The sequence below is a fragment of the Plantactinospora endophytica genome (assembly GCF_016862915.1).
GTDB lineage: Bacteria > Actinomycetota > Actinomycetes > Mycobacteriales > Micromonosporaceae > Plantactinospora > Plantactinospora endophytica.
On record NZ_BONW01000039.1, the window covers coordinates 322910 to 340913 of the forward strand.

Sequence of the window (18004 nt, forward strand, 5' to 3'; positions counted from 1 at the left end):
GCCCGGAGCCTCCGACCACCAGGCTCCGCCGGCCGGCCGACTCTAGCGCCCGTCGATCGGTCGAATGTGGTCGGTCGAGTGCCGTCCGATCGGCGATCCGACAGTACGACCCCGGTCCGCTGCCTACGATCGGCCTCCTCGGATGAGCCGAAGCGGGAGATGCAGCGTGCTGGAACCGCCGACCCACCACCGACCGCAACAGCCACCACCCGAGGAGCCCGCCGAACCCGTCGAGCCTGTCCGGTCCACCGAGTCCACCGAGCCCACCGAGCCCGCCGAACCCGCCGAGCCTGTCCGGTCCACCGAGTCCACCAGGTCCACCGAGCCTGCCGACCCGGTCGAGTCCGGCGCCGAACCCGTCGATCCTGCCGATCCGCCGGTTGCCGATGCTGCGGCGGAGGCCAGGGGACTGCGCTGGCTCCACCTGCTGGTGCTGCTCGCCCTCGCGGCCGTCGGGGTGGGGGCCGGTGACGCGGTGTTCGTGGTGCACGACCTCGGCCGCTGGGGCGAGGTGCAGGCCTGCGCCGCCCTGCACGACCTGCCGCCGGACGGCGGGCAGATCGCCCGGCTGCTCGGGCGCGGTGACGTCTACGAGACCTGCGAGGCCGGATTCGAGGCCAACCGCTACGCCGCCAGACTCGGCGGTGCGGTGGCGATGCTGCTGCTCGCCGGGCTTTGCGTGATCCTTGGCGGCCTGTGGTTGCGACTGCGGCTGGGCGGTCGGGTCCGGCGCCAGCCGCCGGACGGGGAGGCGACGGCGACGATCACCGGCCGGTTCGAGTACTGGTGCGGGGCGCTGGGACTGACCGGCCGGCGCCGCCCCGGGCTGGTCGTCGCGCCGTGGGGGCGTATCGACGGGGAGGCGTACACCACCTCGGTACCGTTCGGCCGGCCGGTGGTGGTGGTGCCGGTCGCGCACGCGTACGGCCGGGAGGACGTACTCGACCTGGTGCTGCTGCACGAGCTGGCGCACGTACGGGCCCGGGACGTCTCCTGGGCCTCGGCGACGTGGTGGGCCGGGTGGCTAGCCGTACCGGTGCTGCTGCTGGCGATGGCACCGGTACTCGTCGAGCCGGCCGCCGTGACCGGGTCGTACGTCCGCTCGCTGCCGATCGCCGTCGCGCTGGCGGTCGCCGCCCTCGTGCTGCGTGCGGCGGTACTGCGGCGCCGTGAGCACGCCGCCGACCGGTTCGCCGTCGCCCGGGGCGACCTGGGAAACGCGTTGAAGGCCGCCACCGGAGTCGACGACGACACGCCGACCCGTCCTCCGGCGCGGCGCTGGGCGCCCCGGTCGGGCCTGCGCCGGCTGCTCGCCACGCATCCGCCGAAGCCGGAACGGGCTTCGGCGGTGAACCGGTCGGCGGGCTGGGAGGGCGGCTTCGGGGTCGCGGCGGCGATCGGCCTGCTGGCCATGTTCACCTTCCAGACGATCGAACGCCTGCTGCTCGGCGTCGCGGACTCGCTGCCGTCGGCCGGATCCGTCGACGTCGAGCCGGCCGTCCTCGGCGCCGCCCTGGTCTGGGCGGCGGCGGTCCTGCCGATCTGGGCCCGGCATCCCGCACCGAACCGACGCAACTGGTGGGCCCGGGTGGCCGGCTCCACCAGCGGTCTCGTCGCCGGATACCTGCTACCCGGGTACGGCGAGGAAGCTCCGTTGCACGGGGTCTTCATGGTCGGCTTCGTGCCCGGTGTACTCGGCTGGGCGGTGCTGTTGCTGGCCGGGGTCAGCGCGATCGGTGCCGGGCTGGCCGAGGCGCTGGCCGCCGTGCCCCGGGGCGTCCGGCGGGCGGTGGCCGGCACGTGCGCCGTACTCGGCATGACGATGCTGCTGGGCACGGTCCTGGACACCGCGACCCTGGTGCTCTTCGGACACTGGGCCTGGCGCAGCGTACCCATCGACCGGGCACTGTGGAATACCCCGAACGGCCTCTTCCGGACCTGGACGCCCGGGGTGATGCTGCTGGTCACCGCCGTGCTGTTGGCCCTGCGCGGCGGCGCGCCCAGGTCTCCGACGGGAGCCGCCCCCTCGCCGCCGGCCGGCGCCACTTCCCCGGCTCCGGCCGGCCCCACTCCCACCACCCCGGCCGGCCCCACTACCGCAACTCCGGCCGGCCTCGCTCCCACCACCCCGGCCGGCCTCGTTCCTGCGACCCCGGCCGGTGGCACCGGCCTGGCAGCGACCGGGACGAACACGGGAGCGGCCGACCGCGCATGGTCGGTCCGGCGGCTCGTGGTGCTGGTGCTGCTCGCGGTCTGCGTGGGAAGCGTTGCCGCCAGTGTCGCGAGCCCGGTCCTCGCCGACCGGGTCGCGGCGGACGGCGCGTTCTTCCTGCTGTTCAACAGATGGTGGATGTGTGCGGCGACCGGCTGGCTGGTCGTGCTGGTCGTGCTGCTGACCACCGGGGCGCAGGTCCGAACCGGCGGGATCGCCGTGGCCTGGCTGGCCGGCGCGGTCACCACGGCACTGACCGGCGCCGGCCAGTACCTCCGGGACGTGCTCGTCGGGGTGCGCCACGACCTTGATCACCTGACCAGTTTCGTCCAGCGACCGTGGTGGCTGCTGACCGCGCTGATCGTGCTCTCGATGCCGGTGACGGTGCTGCTGTCCGACGTACTCGCGGTGATCCGTGCCCGCGTCAGGTACGCCGACCGGCCGGTACGCCGACGTTTCTGGCCGGTGGCGACCGCCAGCACGGTGGGCGTGGTGGCGGCGGTCTGCGTGATCGTGCTCGGCTCGGCAACCGCGTTGACCGGCGAGGCGGGCGACTGGGACCGGTTACAGGCGGCCCGGATCGAGCCAGGCGCTCCGGACGGCAACCGTGTCCGGCCGATCGGCGCGGACCCCGGGCGGCTGCTCAGCCAGGCGTCCGTGGACGCTCTGCTCGCCGAGGCGCGCCGGGGACTGCCGCCCGAGTGGCAGGTCAGCTCGATTCCCACCGAGACCGGCGCCGAGGAACTCGCCGGAATGCGACCACAGTCCTGCGCCGATCGGCTCGTCGCCCGCCGGCAGGTCCAGCGGGACCTGGGACCGGTCGCCGACGGCACGATCGTGCTCACCGTGCCGCCCGACACGCTGCCGCCGCTCGGGGCCACGCTGGGATTCGCGCTCACGTCGTACCGGTCGAGGGACGCCGGTCGACAGCTCCTGGCCGAGGCCGATGCCGAACTCGCGAACTGTCCACGGTGGTCGGTGCCGGCGCCGCTCTCCGACGATCAGCGGTCGCATCTGTCCGCGGTCGCCATCGCGCCGCCGGACCTGCCGCACCAGAGCCTCCAGACCCGGCTCACCAACTCGTCGTCGGTCGGTGGGCTGCCGGCCGTCGTCGGTGGTGCCCGCGTCGTCCTCGGAGTCGGGCACAACGTGCTGACGGTCGAGATCGCGCGCGGAATCCCGTTCCGCGACCAGCTCGACCCGAAGGAGCAGATTCTGCTGGACGATCTGGCGGTGCGTACCGCCCGGTTGATCGCCCATGCCCTGGACACTGCTCGGGCTCGCACAGACAGGTGAAGTGATGGAGGAGATGGTGGAGTCGATCGCCCAGCCGCAGCCGGAGCCGCAGTTGCGGTCGCAATCGGAGCCGGGGCCGGAGTCGCAGTCGGAGCCGGAGCCGGAGTCGGAGCTGCTGCGGCTGAGTGACCTCGCGCGCGAGGTGGTCGAGGCCGTCGCGCCGAAGGAGTTGCCACTGCTGCCCGAGGTCACCGCCGCCTGGCTGGCCGGCGACCTGGAGCCGGTGCCCGATCCGGCGACCGGTGCACCGGTCCGCTGGCGGGGCGGCGCGATCGGCGCCGGCCTGACCGCGGACCTGCTCGTCCTGGTCGTCTATCCGGTACTGACCGCCACGCTCGTGCACGTGCTCGGCCCGGCTGCCGAGCGGGGCCGGCAGCGGCTGGTCGACCGACTGCGCCGCCGACGGGTACGGCGAACCGACGAGGTGGTCCCGCGCGAGGTCATCGAGCAGGCGGAGACGGTACGCGAGCTGATCCTCGGTGTCGCGCCGGCCGTCGGCGTCTCCCGGCGGCGGGCCACGCTGATCGCCGACGCCGTCTACGCCGCCCTGGTACGCCGCCGGACCGCCGTCGAGCAGGAGCCGACAGGTTCACAGGCCGGTGCCGGACGCGGCCCGACCGGTGCCGAAAGCGGCGCCGAGTGACGACCGGCCGCCTCCCGGAGCGGGCGTTACGCCGTCGCGGCCTGCTGGGTCTGTTCGGGGCGGTGGCCACGGCTGGACTGGCCGGCGGCTGCACCGACGGTGGGGGAGCGGCCCGGGTGGGCGAGGGCGCGACGGTGCCGACCAGCGCGGGATCGGCGCCGGCTGCCGTCGGTGACCTCGTCGACCGGCTCGCCGACTATCCGAGCCGCTTCCGGTTCGTTCCGACCAACAGCCTGCGCTACGACGACGCCCTTGGACGGGCGCGGGCCACCGTCGAGATGCGTACCGAGATGTTGGCCTTCCTCGCCTGGGCCAGGACCCACGGCCACCCGGCGATCCGGCCGGCGCTGCCCGGGGACGTCACCGGCGAGGAGTTCCGGCTGGACCCGTTGATGGGCAACGCGGAGAGTCTGGACAGCCAGCCCCTGCCCGGCGCCGAGCGGCCGTTCGGCCGGCTGATCCCGGACAACGAGACCGTCAAGCACTACCTCGCGCTGCGGCAGTCCGGCTTCCTGCTGATCATGTTGAAGACCATGCTCGCCCCGGCGGAGTACGCCCGCCTGGTCACCGACTCGCCGCTGGTGAAGGCGGCGGCCGGAAAGAACGTCATCCAGATCTATCCGTACTCGACCCAGGAGCTGGATCTCGAGACCGCCCGGTACCTGCTGCTGATGACCGGAATCCGGGTCGCCTTCGTCGGTGATCCGGAGCTGCGGTGGCTGATCGCCAACCCCGGTCAGGCGCTGTCCCCGGAGAACCAGCGTCGACTGGCCGAGGCCGGCGGGACGCTCTACACCTCGGACGGCTACCGGGCGGTGTACCTGGACAGCGAGCGGGCCGGCAACGTCCCCGCCACCCTGGCCCGGACCCTGTACGCCGCGCTCCGCGCCGCCGCGCCCCGCTAGGACCAGCCTCCGGCACGGGTCAGCGGGCGACGGCGTACGCCAGCGGCAGCGGGGTCGGCTGGCCCGGCCAGGTGCCGGTCAGCGTTGCGCCGGTCGGCGTGGCATCGGTCGGCCCGTCGTGCTCCGCACCGGGGCGGCGGACGATGGCGAGTTCCACGGTGTCGGTCACGATGGTCGTCAGGCTGTCCTCGACCACCCGACGGATCACCTGGACCGGTGCGACGGTGCTACCCGGTGCGCCGCTGCCGACCACCGTCATGCTCGGCTCGCGGACCTGGCGTACCCCGTCGACCTCGAAGAACTCCTCCGCCTGGCCGGCGGCGGTGACGATCGCAGCGGCCAGTGCGGCGGCGTAGACCGGGTCGCCGCAGGCGTCGTACACCCAGCGTCGGCCGAGCACCGAGTGCTCGGTGGTGCCGATCAACCAGTCCCCGCCACCGGGCAGCGGTGCGTCGCGGTAGCTGAGCGGCACCTGGTGCACCGGTCCGTCACCGGCCCGGACGAACATCGTCTCGATCCCGACCGCGCCGTGCGGGTCGTCGAACCGGAACGCGGCGACGCGTACCACGTCGGCCGGTGCGGGTCCCTGGTACCAGCGCCGGGTGGGCAGCCAGTCCACCAGGAGTTCGAGCTTGGTGGGGTGCAGTTCGGCGCGGTGCAGCAGGGCCATGCGTCAGATCGTATGGGCAGATGTGTCCGTGTCTGTACCCGGCCTGCCGGCGACCCGGCCGAGCGGGGCGGTGGCAGCATGGGAGGGGAGCCCGGATCCGCTCCGGCGGCCGGGACGTCCACTCGTCGAACGGGGAGACGATGTCGACCGTTGCCGCCAATCCCTTCGGGTCCCCCGCCGACCTGCACCGGGTACTCGCCGACCTGCGCCGGCAGAGCCCGGTCGTCGAGGTCGCACTGCCGACCGGTTCCACCGGCTGGGTCGTGACCCGTTACGAGGACGCCCAGCGGGCACTCGGTGACCCGCGCCTGGCCAAGATGACCTCGGCCGGCGGGTTCAGCTACCGGGACATGATCCCGGAGGACGTGGCCCGCGCGGTGGGCCGGCACATGTTGGCGTTGAACCCGCCCGACCACACCCGGCTGCGGCGGCTGGTCTCCGGCGCGTTCACCGCACGCAGGGTGGCCGCGCTGCGGCCCCGGATCGAGGAACTGGCCGAGGAACTGCTGGACGGCATCGCCGGTGCCGACGAGGTGGACCTGATCGACCGGTTCGCCTTTCCGTTGCCGATCCAGGTGATCTGCGAGCTGCTCGGGGTGCCGGCCGAGGACCAGGCGGACTTCCGCCGCTGGACGGACGCGATCGTCACCGGCCCGATGAACCCGGCCGGACTGCCGCCCGCGCTGATCGCGATCGTCGGCTACATCCGTACGCTGCTGGCCGCCAAGCGCGAGCAGCCGGCCGACGACCTGCTCTCCGCGTTGATCGCGGTGCACGAGCAGGGCGACCGGTTGACCGACGACGAACTCGTCTCGATGGTCTACCTGTTCCTGATCGCCGGGCACGAGACCACCGTCAACCTGATCGGCAACGGGATGCTGCTGCTGTTGGCCGAGCCTGCCCGCTGGGCCCGGGTGGTGGCCCAGCCGGAACTGCTGCCCGGAACGATCGAGGAGGTGCTCCGGTACGAGGGCCCGGTGCAGAACGCCTCGTTCCGGACCGCGACGGAACCGGTCGAGCTGGGGGGCCAGATCATCCCCGAGGGCGCGTTGGTGCTGGTCGCGTTGCTGTCGGCGAACCGCGACGCGGACCGGTTCGCCGAGCCGGACCGGCTGGACCTGGACCGGCCGGCCATCCCGAACCTCGCCTTCGGGCACGGCATCCACTACTGCCTCGGTGCACCGCTGGCCCGACTGGAGGGGCAGATCGCCTTCGGTGCCCTGGCCCGCCGCTTCCCCGACCTGCGGCTGGCCGTACCGCCCGAGGAGATCGGCTGGCGGTCCAGCCTGTTGCTGCGCGGCCTGTCGGCACTTCCGGTCAGGCCGCGCGGCTGACCGCCCCGACCCCGGACGGCCCGGGTCGGGACACCTCCGAAGAGGTAGGGATCAGAACACCACTGGTCACCGAGACCGGCGCGGCGATGGCACCGGCCCTCGGAGCGGAGAGGACTCAGAGCACCTGGGAGAAGCGACGGATCAGAGCACCTGGGAGAGGAACTGCGCGAGCCGAGCGCTCCGGGGGTCCTCGAAGATCTGCGCGGGCGGGCCGGCCTCGACCACCCGGCCCCGGTCGAGGAACACGACCTGGTCCGCGACCTGGCGGGCGAAGCCCATCTCGTGGGTGACGACCAGCATCGTCATGCCCTGACCGGCCAGGTCGGCCATCAGCGACAGCACGCCCTTGACGAGTTCGGGGTCGAGCGCCGAGGTCGCCTCGTCGAAGAGCATCACCCGGGGCGACATCGCCAGCGCCCGGGCGATGGCCACCCGCTGCTGCTGGCCGCCGGAGAGCCGGCCGGGCCGGGCGTCGGCCTTGTGCCGCAGGCCGACCAGGTCGAGTTGGCGCAGCGCCAGTTCGGTGGCCTCGTCCCGGGGAAGCTTCTTGAGCTGCCGCAGCGCCAGCGTGACGTTGCGCAGCACGGTCATGTGCGGGAACAGGTTGAACTGCTGGAAGACCATCCCGATCCGCTGGCGCAGCGCGTCCGGGTCCTGGTCGAGCACGCTGACGCCGTCCAACAGCACGTCGCCGTGGTTCGGTTCGAGCAGCCGGTTGACCACCCGCAGCAGGGTGGACTTCCCGGAGCCGGAAGGGCCGATCACGCAGGCGGTCTCGCCCCGGCCGACGTCCAGGTCGATGCCGCGCAGCACCTGGTGCCGCCCGAAGGCCAGGTGTACGTCCCGGGTCGCCACACTGACCGACTCGTACCCGGGCCCCACCTCGGCGGGTGACACGGCTACCGCCGGACGGACAGTCTCAGGCATGCTGCGTTCCCTTTCCACCCGCCGGCAGCGCGGTTTCGCCGGCCAGCGCCACCGGATCGTCGGAGTCGGACTCCGGTCCGCCGCCGGCCCGGCCCTCCCGTAGTCGCCGGTCGACCCAGTTCACCAGGTGGGTCAGCGGCACCGTGATGACCAGGTAGAACAGCCCGGCGAGCAGTAGTGCGGACTCGTTGCCGGTGTTCGCGGCATAGTCCTGGCCGATCCGGAACAGTTCCCGTTGGCTGGCCACCAGACCGAGGAAGTAGACCAGGCTGGAGTCCTTGATCAGCGCGATGAGCTGGTTTACCCAGGCCGGCAGGACCCGGCGTACGCCCTGCGGGATGATCACCAGGCGCATGGCGGCGCCGTGCGACAGGCCCAGTGCCCGGGTCGCCTCCAGCTGGCTGGCCTCCACGCTCTGGATGCCGGACCGGAAGATCTCCCCGATGTACGCCGCCGCGATCAGCGACAGCGCCAGGATGCCCAGCGGGTACGGGTTCGGGCCCCACCAGGCGAGCCCGAGCGGCGCCAGCCCGACTCCGATCAGCAGGATGGTGACGGCGGCCGGCAGTCCCCGGAACACGTCGGTGTAGATCCGGGCCGGCCAGCGCAGCCACCGGGTCCGGGCCAGCCCGGCCATCGCGAGCAGCATGCCGAGCAGCGTCCCCAGGATGGCGGAGAGCAGCGCCAGCAGCAGCGTATTCGGCAGCCCGACGGTCAGCATCTCGGGCAGCGCCTCGCGCATCGACTGCCAGTCGAAGAACGTCTCCCAGAGCGTCGCCAGGGTCTCCATCGCCTCACCTGTCTCGGGTCGGTCGCCGTCGGCCGGCCGCGCGGGGCGGCCGGCCGACGACTACTTGAGGTGCGCGCCGGCTCAGCTCGCCGGGGTGGCGGCCGGGCTCGTCGGACCGGCCTTGACCGGCGGGTACGTCACCGTGCCGCTGCCCGGCTTGAACGTCTCCGGTACCGGCCGACCCGGGTAGTACTGCTCCTGGAGGCGGGTCCAGGTGCCGTCCTCGATCACCTGGTCGAGTGCGGAGTCCAGCGCTTCGCGCAGCGGGTCGGCACCCTTGGCCACGGCGAACGCGGTCGGCGCCGAGCTGAGCTGCTTCTCGGCGAGTACGATTTTGCCGCCACTGTCCTGTGCGGACTTCTCGCCGATCTCGGCGGGCGAGATCCAGGCGTCCGCCGTCTTCGCCTTGAGCTGGTTGATCGCGCCGTTGTAGTCGGGTACCCGGACCGGGTCGAGGCCCTCCTTGGTGGCGTAGTCGTCCTGCACGGTGCCCTGCACCACGACCACCCGCTTGCCCTTCAGCTCACTGAAACTCCTGATCGGCGATCCGGCCGGTACGTCGAGTCCGAAGTAGCCGAAGTCGTACCCGTTGGTGAAGTCGACGGTCTTCTTCCGCGCCTCGGTGATGGTGATCGACGACGAGCCGGCGTCGAACTTGTGGTTGTTGACCTGGGCGAGCAGCGCGGAGAACTCGGTGCCGACGAACTCGACCTTCAGCCCGAGCTTGCCGGCGACGGCGGTCATCAGGTCGTTGTCGAACCCGGTGAACTTTCCGTCCTTGAGGAAGACGTTCGGCGGCGCGTCGGTCAGGGTGCCGACCCGCAGCGTGCCCGGTTGCAGCAGGTCGTACGGGTTGTCGGCGGCGTCGCCGGACGACGACCCGCCGCAGGCGGCCACCGCGCCGAGCAGCGCGACGGCGGCGACCCCGGAGAGCAGGCGGGTTGCGAGAGAACTGATATGCATTGTGCTGAAACTCCATGAAATATCCGGCGCCGTCGGCGCCGACGGTGGCCCGCGACAGGAACTGCGACGGGTGCCCAGCGACGGTGACCCGGCGGCTGGCCCACGGCCGCGACCGGTCAGCGGTCGTGGCCGTGCCACAGTGCCGAGGTCAGCCGCCTCGAAGGGGATCGATCGGATGGTCGGAACTCCGCCGACCGGCGGTCGGGGTCAGGCGTGACCGCGACAGAGCATTGTGCTGGTCCGGCAGAGGTCGACGTGTCGACGCCACCGGTGCCAGGTGACATGGAGCCGGCTCGGCCGCTCGGCTCGGATGGTGCCCACTGCAAACCTCCATCGGTCCTGGCGGTAGCACCCGCACCCGGATGGGGGGTTGCTGCGACGTCGACGAGCCAGGTCTCTCGGTCGCTCTGGATGGCCAGCGCTCACTCTACTCAACCGGGGCCCCGACGTTCCAACTGGTCAGGCCCGTACGGCTGTGGTGCTCACCACGCACCGTCCGGCTCCGACCCCGCTGCGGCGTGGCAAGGGGCTCCCGTTACCGCTGTCGTCATCGGTAACGGGAGCCCCTTCAGGTACGCCGAGGGTTAACGCACCGTAATGGTCAGGTGACTCGACATCGTGGCTCCGGCGCTGTCGGTCACCGTCAGCCGGGCGGTGTAGGTGCCCGGCCGGGCGTACGCGTGGGTGGCCGACGCGGCGTGTACGACCGCAGTGTTGTCACCGAAGTCCCAGGCCCGGTCGGTGATCGTCCGCCCGGCCGCCGGAGTGACGGTGGCGGTGAACGCCACCGACAGCGGCGCGGTCCCGGTCCGGGGGTTGGCGGTGACCGAGACGGTGCCGCCGGTCTCCCGCTTCACCCCCGCGCCGTTGAACCGCAGCCAGTCCAGCGAGAGCAGGTCGGGCGTGCCGCCGACCTGCGCCGGGTTGACGAAGACCAGGTAGAGGTTGAAGGTCCCGCCCGGGTTGGCCAGGTTGACCGTCGGCGAGACGACGTTGTCCCAGCCGCCGGTGCTGCCGACCGGCATCGTGCCGAGCAGTTGCCCGGTCGGCGAACCGGCCCGGAACTCGATGGTGCCGCCGGTGCTGCCCGAACTGACCCCGGCGGTGACCGTGCTGATCCCGGTCAGGTTCACCGGGCCGAAGCTGATCCACTCACCGTGGTCGACGTCGCCGATCCGTCGGCCGGCCCGGGCGGTCGCCCGGTCCAGCACCTGGATCCCGTTCGAGGCGTCGAAGTGCTCCGCCTCCTTGCTCTTGGTCTGCAACTCGTGCCGGACCGAGCCGACCAGCGCCGGCACGCCGCCGGTGGCGCCGCCGTCGGTGTACTGGGCGGTCAGCACCGTGTAGAGGTTCTGCCCCGGGCCGTGCCCGTCGCCGCCGTTCGCCTCGGTGTCGGCGACGCCGGAGCAGCCGACGTAGTTGTCCATCGGATGGCTGTGACTGTCGTGCCCGAGCTGGGTCTGGGTGACCACCCGGGTGCAGGCCACCGTGCTCTCCTCCGGGTCGGTGACGGTGACGGCGTACGGGATCTGGTCGCCGAAGTCGAAGAACCCGCCGTTCGGCACGGTCAGCGTCACCGTCGGTCGGGTGTTGCCGACCGTGATCTGGGCGGTCGCCACCGAACTGAGCCCCCGGGCGGTGCTCACGGTCAACCGGGCGGTGAACTGTCCCCGGGTCGAGTACGTGTACGTCGGGTTCGCCGCCGTCGAGTCGGTGTCGCCGTCGCCGTCGAAGTCCCAGGCGTACGTGATCGGGGTGCCGTCACCGGAGGCCGAGCCGGCGCTGGAGAACCGGACCGCCAGCGGTCCCGGGCCGCTGTCCCGGTCCACGGTCAGCTTCGCCACCGGCGGCCGGCCGTTGGCCACGTAGTCGATCCGGTAGATCCCGGCGCCCTCGTTGCTGCCGCCCCGGCCGCTGCCGCTGCCCACCCCGAAGTCGATCACATACAGGGAACCGTCCGGGCCGAACTCGGCCTCGAAGGGCTGGATCCAGCTCATGTCGCCGAAGATCCCGTTGATCGACTGGAGGTCGCCGACCCGGGTCGGCCCGAACCTCGGGTCGGTGAAGGTCTGCGCGGTGTCGTGCGTGGAGAGCGTCTTCCACCACTGTCGGGTCAGCTCGTAGACGATCCACTTGCCCTCGTAGTACTCGGGGAACTTGGTCGGCCTCGGGTTGGCCGGGTCGTAGTCGTAGACCGGGCCGCTCATCGGGCCACCGCCGCCGGTGCCCAACTCGGGGAACTGGGTCGACGCCGAGTAGGCGTACCAGACCAGGGCCGAGCGGGCTGCCGGCAGGTTGGTCAGCCCGGTGTTGTTCGGAGAGTTGTTGACCAGGGCACCGCAGTTGAACTTCGGCCCCGGCGTCGAGGTCGCGAAGTTGTAGTCGTTGAACGGCACGTTGTTGCCGGAGCAGTACGGCCAGCCGTAGTTGCCGGCGCTGGTGATCCGGTTGAACTCCACCGTCCCCTCCGGACCCCGGTTCGGGTCGGCGGCCCGGGCGTCCGGCCCGTAGTCGGCGACCAGCAGCGCGTCGGTGACCGGGTCGACGGTGATCCGGAACGGGTTGCGCATCCCCATCGCGAAGATCTCCGACCGGGTCCGGGCGGTACCCGGGGCGAAGAGGTTCCCGCTCGGCACCGCGTACGTGCCGTCGGGGCGGGGCGTGATCCGCAGGATCTTGCCGCGCAGGTCGTTGGTGTTGCCGGCGGTCGCCTGCGCGTCCCAGGCCCGCCGGCCGGAGCGCTCGTCGATCGGGGTGTAGCCGCTGGACTCGAAGGGGTCGGTGTTGTCGCCGATTCCGGCGTAGAGGTTGCCGTGCCGGTCCATGGTCAGCGAGCCGCCCATGTGCGAGTTGGCCCGCCCCTCGCCCCGGTAGGTGGGGATGGTCAGCAGCCGCTTCTCACTGCTCAGCGCGATCGCGTCGTTCGCGACGGTGAACCGGGACAGGTTGAGCTGGTTGGCGGTCTTGTCCGACCAGAGCAGGTAGATCCAGTTGTTGGTGCCGAAGTCGTTGTCCAGGGTCATCCCGAGCAGCCCGTCGGACTGGCTGGTCTGGGCCGGGGTGTAGGCGAAGTCGATAAGCGTCCGGACGTTCAGCGTCTCCTGGTCGATCACCTTCACCGCGCCGGTCCGCTGGATGTAGAAGACCCGCCGGTCCGGCGCCACGGCCAGCTCGAACGGGTCGGCCAGGTCCTCGCTGACCAGCGGTACCCGTTGGAAGTTGCCGGTCCGGGTGGCGCCGCAGTCGCCGGGAGCCGCGCCGGCCGCCCACTCGATGCCGCCGCGCAGGTGGGCCAGGAACGCCGGCTCGGAGAAGGCGGAACCCGCGTGCCCACCGGCGGTGAACCAGGACCGGCCGCCGTCGTAGTTCTGGCACCACGAGTACGCGTGGTCGTGCCCCTCGTCCATCCCCGGAATGCCGTCCCGGACCTTGATCTGGGCCAGCGTGTGCACCTTGCCGGTCGGGTTGGTGCGCCAGTTGTACCACTCCTCGCCGCGCTCCCACAGCTCCGGCAGGCCCTTCGTGGACGGATGCGCCCCGTCCAGCACCTTGATCCGGCCCGGGTACGTGCCGCCGGTGGAGGAGAAGTCGGGATGGAAGTCGAAGATGGTGCCGATTAGGCCCTCGTACCAGGGCCAGTCGCGTTCACTGGCCGAGGCGGCGTGCAGGCCGACCCAGCCGCCGCCGGCCCGGACGAAGTTCTGCAACGCGACCCGCTGGGCGGCGTCGAGCAGGTCCCCGGACTCCGGGGTGGAGTTGGTGTTGTTGAAGACCAGCGCGTCGAAGCGGGCGAGGTTGGCGTCGGTGAACGCCCCGGCGTCGGTGGTCGCCTCGACCTCGAAGTCGTGTTCGGCGCCGAGCCGCTGGATCGCGGCGACCCCGGCCGGGATCGAGTCGTGGTAGTAGTTCGTGGTCTTGGAGAAGACCAGCACCCGGAACCGGGCCGCGGCCGAGGCGGGGATCGGGGCCGTGCCCAGTAACAGGGCCACGATGGCGAGCAGGGCGATGGTGGTCGTGCGGTGGCGTCTCACAGGCGCTCCCGGACTCAGAAAACGGGAAAAATGCCGCCGCCGACCTGGGTCAGCCTACGTGAGCCGATTCGGACGCGTCAATCTAGACATGTTCCTTACTGTTTCCGGTGCAGCCCGCGTCAAGCCGGCTCAGTCCACCTCGACCCGGCTCAGCCCGCCTCGGCCAGGTCCATCGCCCGGTAGATCCGCTGCTCCGAGATCGGGTACGGGGTGCCGAGGGCCTGGGCGAAGACGTTCACCCGAAGCTCCTCGATCATCCAGCGGATCTGCCGTACGGCGTCGTCGGCGCGACGGGCCGGCGGCAGCGCGTCGACCATCTCCCGGTACTCGTTCTGCACCTGGGTGATTCGGGCCTGCTGGTCCCGGTCCCGCTGCGGGTTCTGCGGCAGCCGGTCGAGGCGACGCTCGATCGCGGTCAGATAGCGCGGCAGGTCGGCCAGCCGGGCGTAGCCGGTCTCGGTGACGAAACCCCGGTGCACCAGGGCGGAGAGCTGGGCGCGGATGTCGGCCAGCGCCGCCACCATGGTCAGGTCGTTGGTCCGGGCCAGCCGCTGCTCGACCGCGTAGGCGGTGCCGAGCACCCGGCGTACCCGGTCGACGACCTCGAACGTGGTGTCGACCAGTTCCGCCCGGACCCGGTCCCGCAGCGCGGTGAAGCCGTCGGCGTCCCAGGCCGGCCCGCCGGCATCGGCCATCAACTTGTCCACCGCCGCGTCGGCGGCGTCGTCGAGCAGGTCCTGCACGTTGCGGTGCGGGTTGCGGCTCAACGCCAGCTTCGCCTCGTTGGACAGCCGCCCGGAGACGAACTTCTGCGGCGAGCCGAGGGTCAGCCGGAGCAGCCGTCGGGTGCCGGCCCACATCTGGCGGCGCTGCTCCGCCTCCGTCTCGAAGACGCGTACCCCGACCGTGTCGCCCTCGTCCACCACCGCCGGATAGGCGGTGACCAGGTAGCCGGCCCGGTCCTGCTCGATCGACCTCGGCAGCGTGCCGATGCTCCACTCCCGCAGCCCGGACCGTTCGACGTCGGGAGCGGCGGCGGCCACCATCCGGCGTACCTGGGTGGTGAGCTGGCGTTGCAGCGCCGGCAGGTCCTTGCCCTCGGCGACGGTCTGCCGCTCCTCGCCGACCACCCGGTAGGTGGGGCGCAGGTGCGCCGGCAGCTTCGCCAGGTCCCAGGCGTCCCGGGGCACGGTCACCCCGGTCATTCGGCGCAGCTCCCGGGTCAGCGCGTCCAGCAGCGGCTCCCGGCCCGGCGTGATCGTGGCCAGCACCGCCCGCGCGTAGTCCGGCACCGGGACGAAGTTCCGGCGTACGGCCTTCGGCAGCGACCGGATCAGCGCCACCACCAGCTCCTCGCGCAGTCCCGGTACCTGCCAGTCGAAGCTCTCCGCGTCGACCTGGTTCAGCATCGGCAGCGGGATGTCCACCGTCACGCCGTCCGTCGCCGTCCCCGGCTCGAACCGGTACGTCAACGGCAGCGCCACCCCGTCCGAGTGCCACTCGTCCGGGTAGTCCGCCGCGTCGACGCCGCCCCGGCCCTCGTTTACCAGCATCTGCCGGTCGAAGGTCAGCAGGTCGGGGGAGTCCCGGCGGGTCTTCTTCCACCACGCGTCGAAGTGCCGCCCGGAGACCACGTCGGCGGGGATCCGCTGGTCGTAGAAGGCGTAGAGGGTTTCGTCGTCGACCAGGATGTCCCGGCGCCGGGCCCGGTGCTCCAGCTCCTCGACCTCGTCGAGCAGGGCCCGGTTGTCGGCGAAGAATTTGTGGTGGGTCTGCCAGTCGCCCTCCACCAGCGCGTGCCGGATGAACAGGTCCCGGCTCAGCACCGGGTCGATCCGGCCGAAGTTGACCTTCCGGCCGCTGACCAGCGGGATGCCGTAGAGGGTGACCTTCTCGAAGGCCATCACGGCGCCCTGCTTCTTCTCCCAGTGCGGCTCGCTGTAGCTGCGTTTGGCCAGGTGTGGGGCGAGCGCCTCGACCCACTCCGGCTCGATCCGGGCGTTGACCCGGCCCCAGAGCCGGGACGTCTCGACCAGTTCGGCGGCCATCACCCAGCGCGGCGGCTTGCGGAACAGCGCCGAGCCGGGGAAGAGCCCGAACTTGGCACCCCGGGCGCCCAGGTATTCGTTCTTCTGCGCCTCCTTCAGCCCGACGTGCGAGAGCAGCCCGGCCAGCAGGGACTGGTGGATCCGGTCGGTGTCGACGTCCTCCGGCGTCGCGTCGCCGCCCGTGCTGGTCGTAGCCGCTGTCGGCGTACCCGTGCCGGAGCCGTCGGTGGCGGGATCGCCGCCGCGTCGGCCACGGCCCGGACGGCCCTCGGACGCCGGGCCGCCGGTGCTGCGGAGCACCTGGCGGAGTTGGGAGTTGATGTCCTGCCACTCCCGGACCCGCAGGTAGTTGAGGTATTCGGCCTTGCACATCCGGCGGAACCCGCTGGACGAGAGGGCGCGCTGCTGCTCCTGGAGATAACGCCAGAGGTTGAGCAGGGCGGCGAAGTCCGACTCCTTGTCGGTGAACCGGGCGTGTGCCTGGTCGGCCTGGGCCTGCCTGTCGGCGGGCCGCTCCCGGGGGTCCTGGATGGAGAGCGCGGCGGCGATCACCGAGACCTCGGTGGCGCAGCCGTTCCGTTCGCCCTCCAGCACCATCCGGGCCAGTCGGGGGTCGACCGGAAGCTGCGCCAGCCGGCGGCCCAGCGGGGTCAGCCGGTGCCCGGCCTCGTCGCCGCCCTCCTCCAGCGCGCCCAACTCGCGCAGCAGGTTGACCCCGTCGGCGATGTTGCGCTTGTCCGGCGGGTCGATGAACGGGAACGCGGCGATGTCGCCCAGCCCGATCGCGGTCATCTGGAGGATGACCGAGGCGAGGTTGGTACGCAGGATCTCCGGGTCGGTGAACTCCGGCCGGCCGAGGAAGTCCGACTCGTCGTAGAGCCGGATGCAGATCCCGTCCGAGGTACGTCCGCAGCGTCCCTTGCGCTGGTTCGCCGACGCCTGGGAGACCGGCTCGATCGGCAACCGCTGCACCTTGAGCCGATGGCTGTAGCGGGAGATCCGGGCCGTGCCGGGGTCCACCACGTACTTGATGCCGGGCACCGTGAGCGAGGTCTCGGCGACGTTGGTGGCCAGCACCACCCGGCGGCGGCTCCGGTGCGGCTGGAAGACCCGGTGCTGCTCGGCGGTGGAGAGCCGGGCGAAGAGCGGCAGGATCTCGGTGTCGCGCAGCAGCGGGCGGTTCTGCACCAGTTTGCCCAGCGCGTCGGCGGTGTCCCGGATCTCCCGTTCGCCGCTGAGGAAGACCAGTACGTCGCCGGGGCCCTCGGCGGCCAACTCCTGCACCGCGTCGCCGATCGCCTGGATCTGGTCCCGGACGTTGTCCCCGTCGTCGTCCGGGTCCTCGCCGTCGGCCAGCTCGACCAGCGGCCGGTAGCGGGTCTCGACCGGATAGGTCCGACCGGAGACCTCCAGCACCGGCGCCGGCTCGTCGCCTGCGGCGAAGTGCCGGGCGAACCGCTCCGGGTCGATGGTCGCCGACGTGATGACCACCTTGAGGTCGGGCCGGCGGGAGAGGAGCTGCCGCAGGTACCCGAGGATGAAGTCGATGTTGAGGCTGCGCTCGTGCGCCTCGTCGATGATCAACGTGTCGTACTGCCGGAGCATCCGGTCCTGCTGTAGCTCGGCCAGCAGGATGCCGTCCGTCATCAACTTGACAAGCGTGCCGTCGCCGACCTGGTCGGTGAAGCGGACCTTGTAGCCCACCACCCCGCCCAGCTCGGTGCCGAGCTCCTCGGCGATCCGGTCCGCCACCGTACGCGCGGCCAGCCGGCGCGGCTGGGTGTGCCCGATCAGCCCCCGGACGCCCCGACCCAGCTCCAGACAGATCTTGGGCAACTGGGTGGTCTTGCCGGAGCCGGTCTCGCCGGCCACGATCACCACCTGGTTGTCCCGGATCGCGGCGAGCAGGTCGTCCTTGCGCTCGCTGACCGGTAACCCGGGCGGATAGGTGATCACCGGCACGCCGGCCCGGCGCCGGGCCAGCCGCTGTTCCGCGGTGTCGATCTCGGCGGCGACCTCGGCGGTGGCCGCCTGCCGCCGCTCCGGATCACGGATCTTGGCCACGCCGTCCACCCGGCGCTGGATCCGGCGCTGGTCACGGAACATCAACTCCGGCAGCCGGCGGCGGAGCGCGGACAGCTCGGCGGCGGGTACGGCAGGGGCGGGCGGTGGCGTCTGCATGTCG

Annotated in this window: 10 protein-coding genes and 1 riboswitch; of the genes, 4 read left to right on the forward strand and 6 right to left on the reverse strand. The window is 71.7% G+C overall.

Features of this window, described 5'->3' with window-relative positions; genetic code table 11:
• Positions 1-142: 142 nt before the first annotated feature.
• Genes Pen02_RS33100 through Pen02_RS33110 form a run of 3 tightly spaced genes read left to right on the forward strand, consistent with a single transcriptional unit; the run spans position 143 to position 5056 of the window.
• Positions 143-3508 carry a M48 family metalloprotease gene (locus tag Pen02_RS33100; RefSeq protein WP_203870070.1) on the forward strand — a complete coding sequence of 1122 codons (3366 nt, stop codon included), beginning with the start codon at positions 143-145 and terminating at the stop codon, positions 3506-3508.
• Positions 3509-3512: 4 nt separating this feature from the next.
• Complete coding sequence (locus Pen02_RS33105; RefSeq protein WP_203870071.1) at positions 3513-4151, forward strand: hypothetical protein; 639 nt, start codon at positions 3513-3515, stop codon at positions 4149-4151.
• Positions 4148-5056, forward strand: a complete 909-nt coding sequence (locus Pen02_RS33110; RefSeq protein ID WP_203870072.1) for a hypothetical protein — start codon at positions 4148-4150, stop codon at positions 5054-5056. Before Pen02_RS33105 ends, Pen02_RS33110 begins: the two co-directional genes overlap by 4 nt.
• Positions 5057-5075: 19 nt before the next feature.
• On the opposite strand, the gene Pen02_RS33115 is transcribed toward Pen02_RS33110, so the two are convergent.
• The gene (locus tag Pen02_RS33115) at positions 5076-5726 is read right to left on the reverse strand and encodes a CG0192-related protein (RefSeq protein WP_203870073.1); all 651 of its coding nucleotides are present in this window, start codon (positions 5724-5726) and stop codon (positions 5076-5078) included.
• A 140-nt stretch (positions 5727-5866) separates the two neighbouring features.
• Here Pen02_RS33115 and Pen02_RS33120 point away from each other — a divergent pair, with 140 nt between their 5' ends.
• Positions 5867-7060 (forward strand): cytochrome P450 family protein, encoded by a 1194-nt coding sequence (locus Pen02_RS33120; RefSeq protein WP_203870074.1) that lies wholly within the window; start codon positions 5867-5869, stop codon positions 7058-7060.
• A 141-nt stretch (positions 7061-7201) separates the two neighbouring features.
• Here the strand turns inward: Pen02_RS33120 and Pen02_RS33125 are convergent, their stop codons facing one another.
• From Pen02_RS33125 to hrpA, 5 genes are all read right to left on the reverse strand, one after another.
• Positions 7202-7987, reverse strand: a complete 786-nt coding sequence (locus Pen02_RS33125; protein ID WP_203870075.1) for an amino acid ABC transporter ATP-binding protein — start codon at positions 7985-7987, stop codon at positions 7202-7204.
• Positions 7980-8777 carry an amino acid ABC transporter permease gene (locus tag Pen02_RS33130; protein WP_203870076.1) on the reverse strand — a complete coding sequence of 266 codons (798 nt, stop codon included), beginning with the start codon at positions 8775-8777 and terminating at the stop codon, positions 7980-7982. The genes Pen02_RS33125 and Pen02_RS33130 overlap by 8 nt, the downstream gene beginning before the upstream one ends.
• 81 nt (positions 8778-8858) lie before the next feature.
• Positions 8859-9740 carry an ABC transporter substrate-binding protein gene (locus tag Pen02_RS33135; protein WP_203870077.1) on the reverse strand — a complete coding sequence of 294 codons (882 nt, stop codon included), beginning with the start codon at positions 9738-9740 and terminating at the stop codon, positions 8859-8861.
• Between the two features lie 327 nt (positions 9741-10067).
• Positions 10068-10158: riboswitch (SAM riboswitch) on the reverse strand.
• Between the two features lie 166 nt (positions 10159-10324).
• Complete coding sequence (locus tag Pen02_RS33140; protein ID WP_203870078.1) at positions 10325-13771, reverse strand: ThuA domain-containing protein; 3447 nt, start codon at positions 13769-13771, stop codon at positions 10325-10327.
• A gap of 149 nt (positions 13772-13920) precedes the next feature.
• Positions 13921-18000 carry an ATP-dependent RNA helicase HrpA gene (gene hrpA / locus Pen02_RS33145; RefSeq protein WP_203870079.1) on the reverse strand — a complete coding sequence of 1360 codons (4080 nt, stop codon included), beginning with the start codon at positions 17998-18000 and terminating at the stop codon, positions 13921-13923.
• Positions 18001-18004: the final 4 nt, after the last annotated feature.

What these genes read in the sequence shown, in the direction of transcription:
- Pen02_RS33100 (WP_203870070.1), top strand. Translation starts at nt 143, where the DNA reads ATGAGCCGAAGCGGGAGATGCAGCGTGCTGGAACCGCCGACCCACCAC.
- Pen02_RS33105 (WP_203870071.1), top strand. Translation starts at nt 3,513, where the DNA reads ATGGAGGAGATGGTGGAGTCGATCGCCCAGCCGCAGCCGGAGCCGCAG.
- Pen02_RS33115 (WP_203870073.1), bottom strand. Translation starts at nt 5,726, where the DNA reads ATGGCCCTGCTGCACCGCGCCGAACTGCACCCCACCAAGCTCGAACTC.
- Pen02_RS33120 (WP_203870074.1), top strand. Translation starts at nt 5,867, where the DNA reads ATGTCGACCGTTGCCGCCAATCCCTTCGGGTCCCCCGCCGACCTGCAC.
- Pen02_RS33125 (WP_203870075.1), bottom strand. Translation starts at nt 7,987, where the DNA reads ATGCCTGAGACTGTCCGTCCGGCGGTAGCCGTGTCACCCGCCGAGGTG.
- Pen02_RS33130 (WP_203870076.1), bottom strand. Translation starts at nt 8,777, where the DNA reads ATGGAGACCCTGGCGACGCTCTGGGAGACGTTCTTCGACTGGCAGTCG.
- Pen02_RS33135 (WP_203870077.1), bottom strand. Translation starts at nt 9,740, where the DNA reads ATGCATATCAGTTCTCTCGCAACCCGCCTGCTCTCCGGGGTCGCCGCC.
- hrpA (WP_203870079.1), bottom strand. Translation starts at nt 18,000, where the DNA reads ATGCAGACGCCACCGCCCGCCCCTGCCGTACCCGCCGCCGAGCTGTCC.